Origin of the sequence: Sulfitobacter rhodophyticola (genome assembly GCF_041281685.2) — a bacterium.
Lineage (GTDB): Bacteria > Pseudomonadota > Alphaproteobacteria > Rhodobacterales > Rhodobacteraceae > Sulfitobacter.
Genome location: NZ_CP166251.2, coordinates 383666 through 396402 on the forward strand (window position 1 = coordinate 383666; position 12737 = coordinate 396402).

11 protein-coding genes are annotated in these 12737 nt (G+C 60.8%); 5 read left to right on the top strand and 6 right to left on the bottom strand.

What is annotated here, in order from left to right; translation table 11 throughout:
* Position 1: 1 nt before the first annotated feature.
* Entirely contained in the window at positions 2-787 is a 786-nt protein-coding gene (locus tag AB4X18_RS02865) for an inositol monophosphatase family protein (RefSeq protein ID WP_370402189.1), read from the bottom strand.
* Positions 788-865: 78 nt separating this feature from the next.
* Positions 866-1771: a LysR family transcriptional regulator gene (locus AB4X18_RS02870; RefSeq protein WP_432817067.1), complete on the bottom strand. Its 906-nt coding sequence runs from the start codon at positions 1769-1771 to the stop codon at positions 866-868.
* A 96-nt stretch (positions 1772-1867) separates the two neighbouring features.
* Here AB4X18_RS02870 and metF point away from each other — a divergent pair, with 96 nt between their 5' ends.
* Together metF and AB4X18_RS02880 are read left to right on the top strand one after the other, a co-directional pair.
* Positions 1868-2734, top strand: coding sequence for a methylenetetrahydrofolate reductase [NAD(P)H] (gene metF, locus AB4X18_RS02875; protein WP_432817068.1), 867 nt, complete (start codon positions 1868-1870; stop codon positions 2732-2734).
* A gap of 61 nt (positions 2735-2795) precedes the next feature.
* Entirely contained in the window at positions 2796-3293 is a 498-nt protein-coding gene (locus AB4X18_RS02880) for a PaaI family thioesterase (protein ID WP_370402190.1), read from the top strand.
* Positions 3294-3421: 128 nt separating this feature from the next.
* Here AB4X18_RS02880 and AB4X18_RS02885 read toward each other — a convergent pair whose 3' ends face one another.
* Both AB4X18_RS02885 and AB4X18_RS02890 read right to left on the bottom strand, forming a co-directional pair.
* Positions 3422-4483 (bottom strand): DUF2235 domain-containing protein, encoded by a 1062-nt coding sequence (locus AB4X18_RS02885; RefSeq protein ID WP_432817069.1) that lies wholly within the window; start codon positions 4481-4483, stop codon positions 3422-3424.
* Positions 4484-4499: 16 nt separating this feature from the next.
* Positions 4500-6797 carry a xanthine dehydrogenase family protein molybdopterin-binding subunit gene (locus AB4X18_RS02890; RefSeq protein ID WP_432817070.1) on the bottom strand — a complete coding sequence of 766 codons (2298 nt, stop codon included), beginning with the start codon at positions 6795-6797 and terminating at the stop codon, positions 4500-4502.
* A 144-nt stretch (positions 6798-6941) separates the two neighbouring features.
* Here AB4X18_RS02890 and AB4X18_RS02895 point away from each other — a divergent pair, with 144 nt between their 5' ends.
* Positions 6942-10055, top strand: a complete 3114-nt coding sequence (locus tag AB4X18_RS02895; RefSeq protein ID WP_432817071.1) for a valine--tRNA ligase — start codon at positions 6942-6944, stop codon at positions 10053-10055.
* 212 nt (positions 10056-10267) lie between these two features.
* On the opposite strand, the gene AB4X18_RS02900 is transcribed toward AB4X18_RS02895, so the two are convergent.
* Both AB4X18_RS02900 and AB4X18_RS02905 read right to left on the bottom strand, forming a co-directional pair.
* Positions 10268-11059, bottom strand: a complete 792-nt coding sequence (locus AB4X18_RS02900; protein WP_370402193.1) for a crotonase/enoyl-CoA hydratase family protein — start codon at positions 11057-11059, stop codon at positions 10268-10270.
* Positions 11060-11121: 62 nt separating this feature from the next.
* Complete coding sequence (locus AB4X18_RS02905) at positions 11122-11286, bottom strand: Tat pathway signal protein (RefSeq protein ID WP_370402194.1); 165 nt, start codon at positions 11284-11286, stop codon at positions 11122-11124.
* 96 nt (positions 11287-11382) lie between these two features.
* Here AB4X18_RS02905 and AB4X18_RS02910 point away from each other — a divergent pair, with 96 nt between their 5' ends.
* Together AB4X18_RS02910 and AB4X18_RS02915 are read left to right on the top strand one after the other, a co-directional pair.
* The gene (locus tag AB4X18_RS02910) at positions 11383-12486 is read left to right on the top strand and encodes a pyridoxal phosphate-dependent aminotransferase (protein WP_370402195.1); all 1104 of its coding nucleotides are present in this window, start codon (positions 11383-11385) and stop codon (positions 12484-12486) included.
* A 56-nt stretch (positions 12487-12542) separates the two neighbouring features.
* Entirely contained in the window at positions 12543-12725 is a 183-nt protein-coding gene (locus AB4X18_RS02915; protein ID WP_370402196.1) for a hypothetical protein, read from the top strand.
* The last annotated feature ends 12 nt before the right edge of the window (positions 12726-12737 follow it).

Below are 12737 nucleotides of genomic sequence, written 5' to 3' on the forward strand. Positions count from 1 at the left end.
GTTATCCACGCACCAGTTTTGCCAGTGCCCCGAACATCGGCTCGTTCGCGCAGAGGATCGACCCGTCTTCCAGAACATCGCCCCCCTTTTCGAGGGGCTCCACCAGCCCGCCGGCTTCTTTGACGATCAGCATGCCCGCCGCCAGATCCCAGGCATTCAGGCGACGCTCCCAAAAGCCGTCGTAGCGCCCGGCGGCCACATAAGCCAGATCAAGTGCTGCCGATCCCCAACGCCGCACACCCGCGCAGCCCGGCAACACGCGCCCCAGTTCATGCAATGTCTCTGGCAGGTCCGACCGCCCGCCAAATGGCAGCCCGGTCGCAAACACACATTCCAGCATCCGGGTGCGGCCCGATACGCGCAACCGCGTCTCGTTCATGAAGGCCCCCGTCCCTTTCTCGGCGAAGAAAAGCTCGTCCTTGGACGGATCATAAATGACCCCTGCCACCACCTGCCCCTTGTGCTCCAGCGCGATGGAAACGGCCCAATGCGGCATCCCGTGCAGGAAGTTCGTCGTGCCATCCAGCGGATCAACGATCCAGCGACGCGTGGGATCCTCGCCCTCTTCCGCGCCGCCCTCTTCGGCCAACCAGCCATAAGATGGCCGCGCGCTGCGCAGTTCATGCTTGATGGTCTGTTCCGCGGTCAGATCGGCCTTGCTGACGAAATCGCCCGCGCCCTTCACGGACACCTGCAGGTTTTCCACCTCGCGGAAGTCCTTGAGCAAGCCCCGCCCTGCCTTGCGCGCGGTTTTCATCATGACGTTGAGATTTGCGCTACCGACCATGAGGGGCGTCCTTTGCTGGGGTTCCGAAGGGGGCGTATAGGCCCGCCGGTGAAGATTGCCAAGGGGGGTGTGCCCCGCTTAGATCGCCTGCAATTTGCGCGCTTCGTCTCCGGCAAGCGACAGCAACTCCTGCATGAAGGGCTTGTCCAGATCATCCTCGCGCACCGCCGCATAGAGCCTGCGGGTGATCCCGCTCTCCGTCAGGGGGCGGGTGACATAATCGGAACTGTATTTGACCTCCCGCACGACCCAGTCAGGCAAGACCGATACCCCGCGGTTGGAGGCCACCAGCAACAGGATCACCGCCGTCAGTTCGACCTGCCGGATTGACGCCGGTTCCACCTTGGCGGGGATGAGCAGCTGGCTGAACACATCCAGCCGTGCCCGGTCCACCGGATAGGTGATCAAGGTTTCCCCCCGGAAATCAGCCGCCTCGACAAAGGGTTTGCCCGCCAAGGGATGGGTATTGGCCGCGACGAAAACCGCCTCGTAGTCAAAGAGTTCAACAAATCTCACCCCCGGCAGTTCCTCCGGATCAGAGGAAACCACCAGATCGACCTCCTCCCGCAAAAGCGCGGGCAACGCGTCAAAGGCCAGGCCCGGGCGGATGTCGACGTCCACATCCGGCCATGTGCGCCGAAACTGCTCCAGCACGGGAAACAGCCATTCGAAACAGGCATGGCATTCGATGGCGATGTGCATCCGTCCGGTGCTGCCTTCGCGCAGGCCCGAAAATTCGTCCTGCAGGGCCTTCACCTGTGGCAATACCTGCTGCGCCAGCTTCAGCAACCGCTGCCCCGCGGGTGACAGCTTGAGCGGTTTGGAACGGCGCACGAACAATTCCACACCTGCTTGATCCTCCAGCCCCTTGACCTGATGGGACAGGGCGGACTGGGTGATGTTCATCTGTTCCGCTGCGCGCGCCAGCCCACCCGCTTCATGGATGGCCTGAATGGTACGCAGATGCCGAAATTCGATATGCATGTGAGGTCATCCTCATATAAAAGATGAGAGTTATGAATTTGCCTCATATCACCAAATATGGGATACAGCGTCAACGCAATTCATCAGGACAGTCCCATGCCCAGCCCCGCCATCTCCTTCGAGGTCTTCCCACCCCGCTCCGTCGGGGCTGCCTTCACTTTGTGGGACACCGCGCAAACGCTGGCCCCTCTGGCACCGCGCTTTTTTTCCGTCACCTACGGCGCGGGGGGCTCCACGCGGGATCTGACGCAAGACGCCGCACATGTGCTGCACCGGACCTCCGGCCTGCCGGTGGCGGCACATCTGACCTGCGTTGACGCTAGCAAAGCTGAAACCATGGCAATCGCCCAAGGCTATGCCGATGCCGGGGTGACCGAAATTGTCGCTTTGCGCGGTGATCCGGCGGATGGCGCCAAAAGCTTCACGCCCCATCCGGATGGGTTCAAGGACAGCTGTGAGTTGATCGCGGCCATCGCCGAGACCGGCAAATTCAACATCCGCGTCGGCGCCTACCCCGAACTGCACCCCGAAGCCACATGCCAACGGACCAGCATCGAGTGGCTGAAACGCAAATTCGACGTAGGCGCGGATGAAGCGATCACGCAGTTCTTCTTTGAGGCGGAAACATTCCTGCGGTTTCGGGATGCCTGTGCTGCCGCCGGGATCGACAAGCCGATCACCCCTGGCATCCTGCCCATCGTGAACTGGAAATCCGCCCGCGGCTTTGCGCAGCGTTGTGGTGCGATCGTGCCTGCCTGGCTTGATCAATGCTTTGACGCCGCGATTCGCGATGATCGGCATGATCTTCTGGCCACCGCCCTTTGCGCCGAATTGTGCAGCGATCTTGTCGACGAAGGCGTCGAAGCCTTGCATTTCTATACGCTCAACCGCGCGGAACTGACACGCGACGTCTGCCGTGCGCTGGGGATCACGCCGCAAACCACGCTGCAGGACGTAGCGTAAGCCTTGCCGCTGCGGCATGCGGGATTAGCCTCTCCGGGGAATTGAGCAACCCGGAGCCCCCATGCCGCGTATCGCCGAAAAGCCGGAAGACCTGCTGCACCAGTCCGACGCGTTGAAGCTGTCAGGTCTGGAATTCATGCAGAAGATCCTCGACGGGACCAACCCCGGTCCGCCCATCGCCGCGACCATGGGCTATACCCTGCGGGAGGTGTCCCAAGGACGTGCCGTGTTTCGGGGCGCACCTGAATTCAAGGTCACGAACCCCATGGGCACGGTACACGGTGGCTGGTACGGGACACTGCTTGATAGTGCGATGGCCTGTGCGGTGATGACCTGCATTCCGCGCGGCGCCATCTACACGACGCTGGAATACAAAATCAACATCCTGCGCGGCATCCCCCTTGGCACCTTGATCGACTGCATTGGCGAAACCGATCATGTGGGCCGCTCCACCGGGGTGGCGCATGGGGAAATCCGCGGTGTGGAGGATGGCAAGCTTTATGCGACCGGGTCGACCACCTGCATCGTCATGCAGATTGGCGACAGGACAGAAGTGTAGGCAAGAGCCGTCCATATCCCTTCCAAATGGTTCCAAAAACCCCCTCGGAGAGCTAAAATCTTTTCTGGACCACCAAAAGAGATTTCAGGCCTCTGGCAGGGTTTTTTAAACCATTTGGAAGGCAAGGGTCAGGCGCTCAGTTTAAGCCGGAGCTGCTCCAGCAAGCCGGGCTTGTCGACCTGTGCATTGGCGCGCAGTTCGACGCTTTCATGCAATCGTTCCGAGGCGTCCTGCCCCACCTTGCGTTTGCGCCGGGTCACAAGGAAGCGGCCGTAGCCCCGGAAGGTGCCAAGCGACGGGGCCAGCGGATCGGTGGGATAGCGCAGCGCCCAGCCCTTGGGCAATGGCAGGCCGCATTCCTGAGCGCGGCTCAGCAGCCAGATGAACGGGATGTTTGCCAGCGGACGCGCCACTTCATAACCGCCCAGTTGACCGCCGACATCGCCATGTGTGCCGGGAAACCAGACCTGTTCGACGCGGCCATGATAGTCATCGTGGGTGTCCCACAGGACCGGGGCATAGGCCACGCGGGTTTCATGCAGTGCCAATGCCTGAAACCCGTTTTTCACGATCCCGCTCAGGCCGGTGGTGTGAAAGGCATGCCGGTCCTCGCTCAGCCGCCACAGGATGGGCGCGTTGATGCCCAGCGATTTGACAGTGTCCCAGACCCCGATCATCTCGATCTCGATCCGGTCGTGGCAATTGGCCTTTGCAAAGGCCCGTGCGGCATCGGAACCGGGTGCGCATTCATAATGTCGGTAAGCCGCGCGCACGTTTCGCTCCGTTGCAGCGTTTTCGTGCAAAAGACCCACCTGGTCGATGACCCCTGCCAGGCTCCGCACCGCATAGGCGCCCCGGGAATAGCCCAGCATGAATATTCGGTCGCCTTCCCGATACCGGGATGCAAGATACCCGTAGGCACGTCTGATCTGCCGATTGATTCCGCGCCCCATGATGACGTCGGCGGCGCTGCGCCAGTCGCGCCATTGGACACCCGGTTCGTAATAGATCGAAAGCGCCGCCCCCATTTCACGCGCAAGCGCATAGGCGCGGCCGGCGTTGGTCTGCCGACCCAGATCGAGCGACGACATCGTCCCGTCCAGAATGATCAGATGCGTGACCGGCCCCCGGCGGGGGGCAAAATCCGTTGCGGGCCGCCGCCAGATTCGCCCCAGCAGCAGGCCCAGCAACGACTCGAGCCGTGATTCATTCGGCGGCGATCTTCTCAACTTGCAACAACTCCCACACGCGGTGCGGCGTGAAGGGCATATCCGCCTGACGCACGCCTTGTTCCCAAAGTGCATCTTGCACGGCATTTGCAATTGCCGCCAGTGCACCAACTGTTCCCGCCTCCCCGCAACCCTTCATGCCCATCACATTCGCGGTGGAGGGTACAGGTTCAGAGGTAAAGGAAATATTGGGAACGTCAGCCGCCCGCGGCAAGGCATAGTCCATGAACGTTGCCGTGAGCAGCTGGCCATCCGCGTCATAGACGACACGCTCCTGCACCGCTTGCCCGATGCCCTGCACAACGCCGCCATGTACCTGCCCTTCGGCCAGCATCGGATTGATAAGGTTGCCGAAATCATCCACGACCGTATAGCGATCCGTGGTGACCACCCCGGTGTCGGGATCGACCACCACCTCCGCCACATGCGCCCCGTTGGGATAGCTGCGCCCAGGTAGCGTTGCGCGTTCGTGATGGCTCAGCAACTCGTCCCGGCCCTTGTCGCGCGCCATCTCGGCCACCTCCAGCATGGTCGGCGTCAAATTGCTGCCTTCGGCGCGGAAACGTTCGTCATCGAAAGTGATCTCCGCCGCAGGCACACCCATTTCATCGGCCAGAAAGGCGGTGAAAGCGGATTTGATGGTGTCGACAGTAGCGAGCGTCGCGGTGTTCTGCGTGGTGACGGAGCGGGATCCACCCGTGCCCCCACCCTGCTTGATCAGGTCACTGTCCCCCTGCACAACCCGGATCCGATCCGCAGGAATGCCCGTCTGATCCGACAGGAATTGGGCATAGACCGTCTCGTGCCCCTGCCCATTGCTTTGGGTGCCGACATAGATGGTCACGCTGCCGTCCGGCTCAAAATCGACCTTGGCGCCTTCGGTGGGATCACCCAGAATACTCTCGATATAATAGCACAGACCAATCCCACGCAGGAGGCCACGTTCGGCGTCAGCCCCCTTGCGGGCGGCGAAACCGGCGGTGTCTGCCTCCGCCATGACCCGGTCCAGCACAAGGTTGAAGTCCCCGACATCGTAGGTCTCTCCGGTGGCGGTCTTGTAGGGAAACTGATCGGGCTTGATGAAATTGGCCCGGCGCAGCTCCCACGGATCGACACCCAACTCCCGCGCGGCGCGGTCGATCAGCCTTTCCAGGACATAGATCGCTTCCGGCCGTCCTGCCCCGCGATAGGCATCCACGGGTGTGGTGTTGGTATAATACCCCTCAACCTGCAACCAGGTCGTCTGCACGTCATAGACCCCCATCAGCACCCGACTGAAGAGGTTGGTCTGAATGGCCTGCGCGAACTGCGAATTATAGGCCCCGAGGTTGCAGCGTGTCCGGACACGGTAGGCGGTGATCCGGTTGTCCGCGTCAAAGGCAAACTCCGCCAGCGAAGTAAGATCCCGCCCGCCATTATCGCTCAGCATCGCTTCGGTGCGCTCCGACATCCAGCGCACGGGGCGGCCGGTGACCCGCGCGGCTTCAGCCGCGCAGAAATATTCGGGATAGGCCATCGCCTTCATGCCGAAACCGCCACCGGTGTCCGGGTTGGTGACGCGCACCGCGCCTTCATCCAAGCCGAACGCCTTGCACAGATAGTCCTTGTGCGCCCAGACGCCCTGCCCGTTGTTGGCCACGTGCAAACGCCCGTCCGTCCATTCGGCATAACACCCGCGCGGCTCCATCGAATTGACGATGATACGGTTGTCCTCCACCTCAAGCGCCACGCTGCGCGCGGCTGCATCGAATGCGGCTTGCGTAGCGGCCTCATCCCCTGTGGCCCAGTCAAATGCCATGTTGTCAGGTGCTTCGGAGTGCAGGGTTTCCCCGCCTGCCGCCATATCAACCTTGGCCGGCAGATCATCCACATCAAAGACAATCAATTCAGCCGCATCGCGCGCCTGTGCCATGGTCTCGGCCACGATCAACGCGACCGGCTCCCCCACATAGCGCACACGGTCCTTGGCGAGCATGGGGCGCAATGGCCCCGCGCCTTTGGTGCCGTCGCGGTTCTGGACCTGCGTGCCCGGCAATCCGATATTGATGCTCGCCGCTTCCAGATCGGCGCAGGTCAGCACCGCATGCACGCCTTCTGCTGCCACCGCATCAGCCACATCCAGTTCCGCGATCACCCCATGCGCATTGGAGGACCGAAAGAAATAGCCATGCAGCGCCCCATCTGGCGCGATATCATCCACATACCGGCCTTCGCCGGTCAGAAACCGCACATCCTCGGTCCGCACGACCGACTGACTTTTCCCGAACTTTTCCATCGTCTCTCCTTGCGCGATATCTGAAGGGCAATGTCGCTAGAGATAAGCACCACGCCCCCCTTGTCCAGTGGCGATGACCTGCCACCCTTTTCCTTCCCGCGATCCTCCGCTAGATCAGGCGCAACTGCACACGGGATAGATGACATGGCCCTCGACAAGACATTCAACGCGGCAGATGCCGAAGCACGCCTTTACGCCGCATGGGAACAAGCCGGTGCCTTTGCCGCCGGGGCCAACGCCAAACCGGGGGCCGATACGTTCTCGATCCTGTTGCCACCGCCCAATGTCACCGGTGTGTTGCATATGGGCCATGCCTTCAACCACACGCTCATGGACGTGATGATCCGCTGGAAGCGGATGCAGGGGTTCGACACGCTTTGGCAGCCCGGTCTCGATCACGCGGGCATCGCCACGCAAATGGTGGTGGAGCGTGAATTGGCGCTGAGCCAGCAGCCCGGTCGCAGGGAGCTGGGGCGCGAAGCTTTTGTGCAGAAGGTCTGGGAGTGGAAGGAGCAATCCGGCGGCACCATCGTGGATCAGGACAAACGCCTTGGCGCATCGATGGACTGGTCGCGCGAAGCCTTCACCATGGACGACAATTTCCATGATGCGGTGATCAAGGTCTTTGTGGACATGTACAACAAGGGCTTCATCTATCGTGGCAAGCGATTGGTGAACTGGGACCCGCATTTTGAAACAGCGATTTCCGATCTGGAGGTTGAGAACACCGAAGTCGACGGTCACATGTGGCACTTCAAGTACCCGCTGGCGGCCAAAGAAAATGGTGAACGTGCCACCTATACCTATGTGGAGAAGGACGAAGACGGCAACGTCACACTGGAAGAAGAGCGCGACTATATCTCCATCGCCACCACGCGGCCCGAAACCATGCTGGGCGATGGGGCGGTTGCGGTGCATCCCTCAGATGAACGCTACGCCTCAATCGTTGGAAAACTCTGCGAAATCCCCGTTGGCCCGAAAGAGCATCGCCGGATGATCCCCATCATCACCGACGACTACCCCGACCCCGATTTCGGCTCGGGCGCGGTGAAGATCACCGGGGCGCATGATTTCAACGACTACGGCGTCGCGATGCGCAACCGCATCCCACTCTACGCGCTGATGGACACCAAAGGTGCCATGCGCAGTGACGGGTTGCCTTACGAAGAGGCGGCCGCCGAAGCGGGCAAGATGGCGGAGGCGACGGCGGCGCTGATCACTGAAGCCGAAAGCCGCTTTCATTCACTGTCGGACACACCCCTGCCGGACGTGGGCAACATCAACCTCGTCCCTGAAGACCTGCGCGGGCTGGACCGTTTCGAGGCGCGTCAGCGTGTGGTCGACGCCATCACTGCTGAAGGTCTCGCGGTGATGACCACCTCCGACGACCCGCGCCTTGGCGGCAAACCTCCAAAAAAAGGCGAAGAGGTCGAGGTCACGCCCGCCCCCCTCGTCGAGGCCAAAAAGATCATGCAGCCTTTCGGTGACCGATCCAAGGTGGTCATCGAGCCGATGCTGACGGATCAGTGGTTCGTGGACACCGACAAGATCGTTGGCCCTGCATTGGAGGCCGTGCGCAATGGCGACGTGCAGATTTTGCCCGAGCAGGACAAGAAGGTGTATTTCCATTGGCTGGAGAACATTGAGCCTTGGTGTATCTCGCGGCAATTGTGGTGGGGGCATCAGATACCGGTTTGGTATGGGCCGAAGGTTGTCGGTGACAATGAGGCTGGCTACCATCTCACATATAACCCTCCAAAGTATTTCTGCGCCCCAAGTAAAGAAGAAGCTGTCGCTCAGGCGCAAGAATACTACGGTGAAGACGTTGAAATCGAGTTGAGCAAGTTCGACAATTTGCTTGCTGCTGAAGGGGCAATGAAGAAGGCGAATCCTACTGCCTTTAGTATTGGATCGCCCTCAAACATGCGGTTGTCGAGAGTAGTGTTGTCCCGCGACCCCGACGTCCTCGACACATGGTTCTCCTCCGGCCTCTGGCCAATCGGCACCCTCGGCTGGCCCGAGCAAACCGAAGCGCTCGATAAATACTTCCCCACCTCGGTTCTGATCACTGGGTTTGACATCATCTTCTTCTGGGTCGCCCGGATGATGATGATGCAATACGCCGTGGTGGATCAACGCCCCTTCGACACTGTCTATGTCCACGCGCTGGTGCGCGACGAGAAGGGCAAGAAGATGTCGAAATCCCTCGGCAATGTCCTCGACCCGATTGAACTGATCGACGACTACGGCGCCGACGCCGTGCGGTTCACGCTGACGTCCATGGCCGCCATGGGCCGCGACCTGAAACTCTCCCCCGCCCGCATTCAGGGCTATCGCAACTTCGGCACGAAGCTGTGGAACGCCCACCGCTTCGCGGAGATGAACGGCGTCTTCACCGGTCAGCAGCGCGGCATGCCCAAACCCACCGCGACCCTCAACAAATGGATCGTCGGCGAAACCGCGCGCGTGCGCGAAGAAGTCGATGCGGCGCTGGATAACTATCGTTTCAACGACGCCGCCAATGCGCTCTATGCCTTTGTCTGGGGAAAGGTCTGTGACTGGTACGTGGAGCTTTCCAAACCGCTCCTGCAAGACGACGCAGTCGAAGCAGAAGAGACAAGGGAAACAATGGCCTGGGTACTGGATCAATGCCTGATCCTGCTGCATCCGATCATGCCCTTCATCACCGAAGAACTGTGGCAGACCACCGCCAAACGCGAAAAGATGCTGATCCACGCTGATTGGCCCACCTATACGCTCGCCGATTGCCTCGATGAGGACGCCGACCGCGAACTCAACTGGGTCATCACGCTGATCGAAAACATCCGCTCCGCCCGCGCCCAGATGCACGTCCCTGCGGGCCTGAAGGTGCCGATGCTGATGACCGACATCGACACCCAGGGGCAAGCCGCGTGGGAGCGGAATGAAGCAATGATCAAACGGCTCGCCCGGGTGGAAAACCTTGAAAAGGTGAACACTTTCCCCAAAGGTACGGCTTCAATTCCTGCCGCAGGTGCCACCTTCGGCCTGCCGCTTGAAGGGCTGATCGACATCGACGCGGAGAAGGCACGCTTACAAAAATCCCTCGACAAATTGGCCAAGGAAATCGGCGGTCTGAACGGACGTCTCAACAACCCCAAATTCGCCGCCTCCGCGCCGGAAGAGGTGGTCAATGAGGCCCGCGCCAACCTTGCAGAACGCCAGTCTGAAGCCACACAACTCGAAGCGGCCCTCGCCAGATTGGCAGAAATGGGGTAACCCTCTGCTTCCAAATGGTTTTAGAAACCCCACCGGAGGTCATGAATCTTTTCTGGACTGCCATAAGAGATTTAGGACCTCCGGTGGGGTTTTTTTAACCATTTGGAAGGGATTACGAAATAGTAACCTTAATGCGGTCCTAGTCGTGGTGACGAAGATCGTCCATTTGGAAGGCCCCGTCTGGAAACAGATGGGGCTAACCTTTCATTACCCTATTTGAAGACCGGCATGCGTTTGCCGAACTCGGCCGCGACAACTTCCATCTGGTGGGGTTTGCCCATCAGGTCCGCCTGTTCACGGGATTCCGCGTTCAGGACATCTTGCGCGGGCACACCGGATTCTGCCAGCGCAATCAATCGTTTCGCCGCCACGATCGCCGACGGGCTCTTTCCTGCTATCGTCTGTGCCAGCGCATTGGCCGCCGCAAGCGGGTCATCCGCCAGTTCTGTCACCAGACCCCAACGCTCCGCCTGTTCCGACGACACGGGTTCTGCCGTGTAGGTCAACCGCCGAAGCACGTCGGAGCGCACCAGGCGGGGCAGCAACACCATCCCGCCCATATCCGGTACAATGCCCCATTTCATTTCCATCACCGCCAGTTTCGTTCCAGGTGCTGCGATGCGGATATCCGCGCCCAGTGCCAGTTGCAGCCCTGCGCCGTAGACAACGCCATGAAGTGCTGCGATCACGGGGATTTGCAGCCGGTGCCAGATCATCGCCACTTCCTGCCACTGGTTCGTGGTGCCCTCCCCGTGGGTCCGGGGCATCAGAAGGTCCGCCGGATCCTTGCCGATCATTGCTGACAGCCCACTGACGTCGATGCCTGCGCAAAACCCCTTGCCTTCGCCCGACAGCACCGCGACGCGGGCATCGGACGCTGCGACCTCCTGCCCGGCGGTAATGATGGCGTCGATCATCTCCTGATCAACAGCATTCATCTTGTCGGCCCGTGTCAGGCGGACCTGCGCGATGTGGTTCTCGATTATCACACTGACACGGCTCATGGCATTCTCCCTTTGGCTGATGCGACTAGAGCGCAAAGGCCCTGCCGTGGCGAGGGGGGACGTTACGGCACAAGACGGTCGATGGCGCGCATCATGCCCAGTTTCCTGTCATAGACCAGTGTCAGGATGCGCCGTGCCGCGGGTTTGCTGGCGATCATCGGCACCGCGCGCACTGCACCTGCGGCCAGTGTTGGGGCGATAAATCCGCGTCTTGAAAGGGTCGCCATGCGTGTCTCCTTGTTGCGAGTGGTTCTCATGTAAGGGTTTCGCCCCGTGATTTCAAACATCTTGCCGCACCCGGCCCCAATCCTTATCACCACGATATGACCACATACCGCCTGACCCCGCTTGCCGATCAATTGCCCGCAACCGTCCCCTTCGTCGGTCCCGAGGCGCAGGAACGCGTCGCAGGCCGGAGGTTTGATGCCCGGTTGGGCGCAAACGAGAGCGTCTTTGGCCCCTCCCCCGCCGCGACACGCGCCATCGCGCAGGCGGGTCACTGGATGTATGGCGACCCCGAAAGCCATGATCTGCGCACCGCGTTGGCGGTGCATCACGGAACCACGCCGGATCACATCATCGTGGGCGAGGGCATTGACGGTTTGCTGGGCTATCTGGTGCGGCTCTTTGTCGGGCCGGGGGATGCGGTTGTCACCTCTGATGGTGCCTATCCGACGTTCAATTACCATGTCGCGGGCTTCGGTGGCACGCTTCACAAGATACCGTACCGCGACGATCACGAAGATCCCCAGGCCCTGTTTGCAAAGGCGGCTGAGGTGGATGCCAAACTGGTCTATCTTGCCAATCCAGACAACCCGATGGGCAGTTGGCACAGCGGTGCTGATCTGGTTGCAGCGATGGATCATCTGCCGTCGCGGACAGTTCTGGTTCTTGACGAAGCCTATGTCGAAACGGCACCGACAGGCACGGCTGTGCCGCTGCCTGCGGATGACCCTAGGCTGATCCGCCTGCGAACGTTTTCAAAGGCTTACGGTCTGGCCGGTGCGCGGGTTGGCTACGGTATCGGCGCGCCCGATCTGATTACGGCCTTTCACAAGGTACGTAATCACTTTGGCATGAACCGCGCCGCGCAGGATGGCGCGCTGGCCGCCTTGCAGGACAGCGTATGGCTGGCAGAGGTGCAGGGCAAAGTCGGCCATGCCCGCGACAGGCTTTGCCAGATCGCCCGCGAGGCCGGGCTGACGCCCCTGCCATCGGCGACCAATTTCGTCGCCATGGATTGTAGGCGGGATGGTGACTTCGCACGCCGGGTTCTGAACGGGCTTGTGTCACGCGGCATCTTCGTGCGCATGCCTTTTGTCGCCCCGCAAGACCGCTGCATTCGGGTAAGCTGCGGCACCGACGCACAGCTCGCTGCCTTCGCCGCAGCGCTCAAACCTGCTCTGGACGATGCGAAAAAGGGCTGACGCGGCGCGCAGGCGCGCTATATTTCAGTTCATCGTTGTCTGATACGAGCCTGCACATGCGCAATGATCATAACCGCCCTTCCGCGCCCGATTTCACCGTCGCCTGCATCGTGATGTTTGGCGTCAACTTGACGTGGATCCTTATGGTAATCTGGGTTGTCTGGGGTCTGATCGCCGCCGCCGCAACCGGATGGGCCGTGAACAAGGTGATCAGCAGGATTGACGCGGCACGCGGATGATGCCGCGCAAGC

Coding starts and splice junctions, on each gene's coding strand:
- AB4X18_RS02870 (WP_432817067.1), bottom strand. CDS start 1,771: ATGCATATCGAATTTCGGCATCTGCGTACCATTCAGGCCATCCATGAA.
- AB4X18_RS02895 (WP_432817071.1), top strand. CDS start 6,942: ATGGCCCTCGACAAGACATTCAACGCGGCAGATGCCGAAGCACGCCTT.
- AB4X18_RS02865 (WP_370402189.1), bottom strand. CDS start 787: ATGGTCGGTAGCGCAAATCTCAACGTCATGATGAAAACCGCGCGCAAG.
- AB4X18_RS02880 (WP_370402190.1), top strand. CDS start 2,796: ATGCCGCGTATCGCCGAAAAGCCGGAAGACCTGCTGCACCAGTCCGAC.
- AB4X18_RS02915 (WP_370402196.1), top strand. CDS start 12,543: ATGCGCAATGATCATAACCGCCCTTCCGCGCCCGATTTCACCGTCGCC.
- AB4X18_RS02905 (WP_370402194.1), bottom strand. CDS start 11,286: ATGGCGACCCTTTCAAGACGCGGATTTATCGCCCCAACACTGGCCGCA.
- AB4X18_RS02900 (WP_370402193.1), bottom strand. CDS start 11,059: ATGAGCCGTGTCAGTGTGATAATCGAGAACCACATCGCGCAGGTCCGC.
- metF (WP_432817068.1), top strand. CDS start 1,868: ATGCCCAGCCCCGCCATCTCCTTCGAGGTCTTCCCACCCCGCTCCGTC.
- AB4X18_RS02890 (WP_432817070.1), bottom strand. CDS start 6,797: ATGGAAAAGTTCGGGAAAAGTCAGTCGGTCGTGCGGACCGAGGATGTG.
- AB4X18_RS02910 (WP_370402195.1), top strand. CDS start 11,383: ATGACCACATACCGCCTGACCCCGCTTGCCGATCAATTGCCCGCAACC.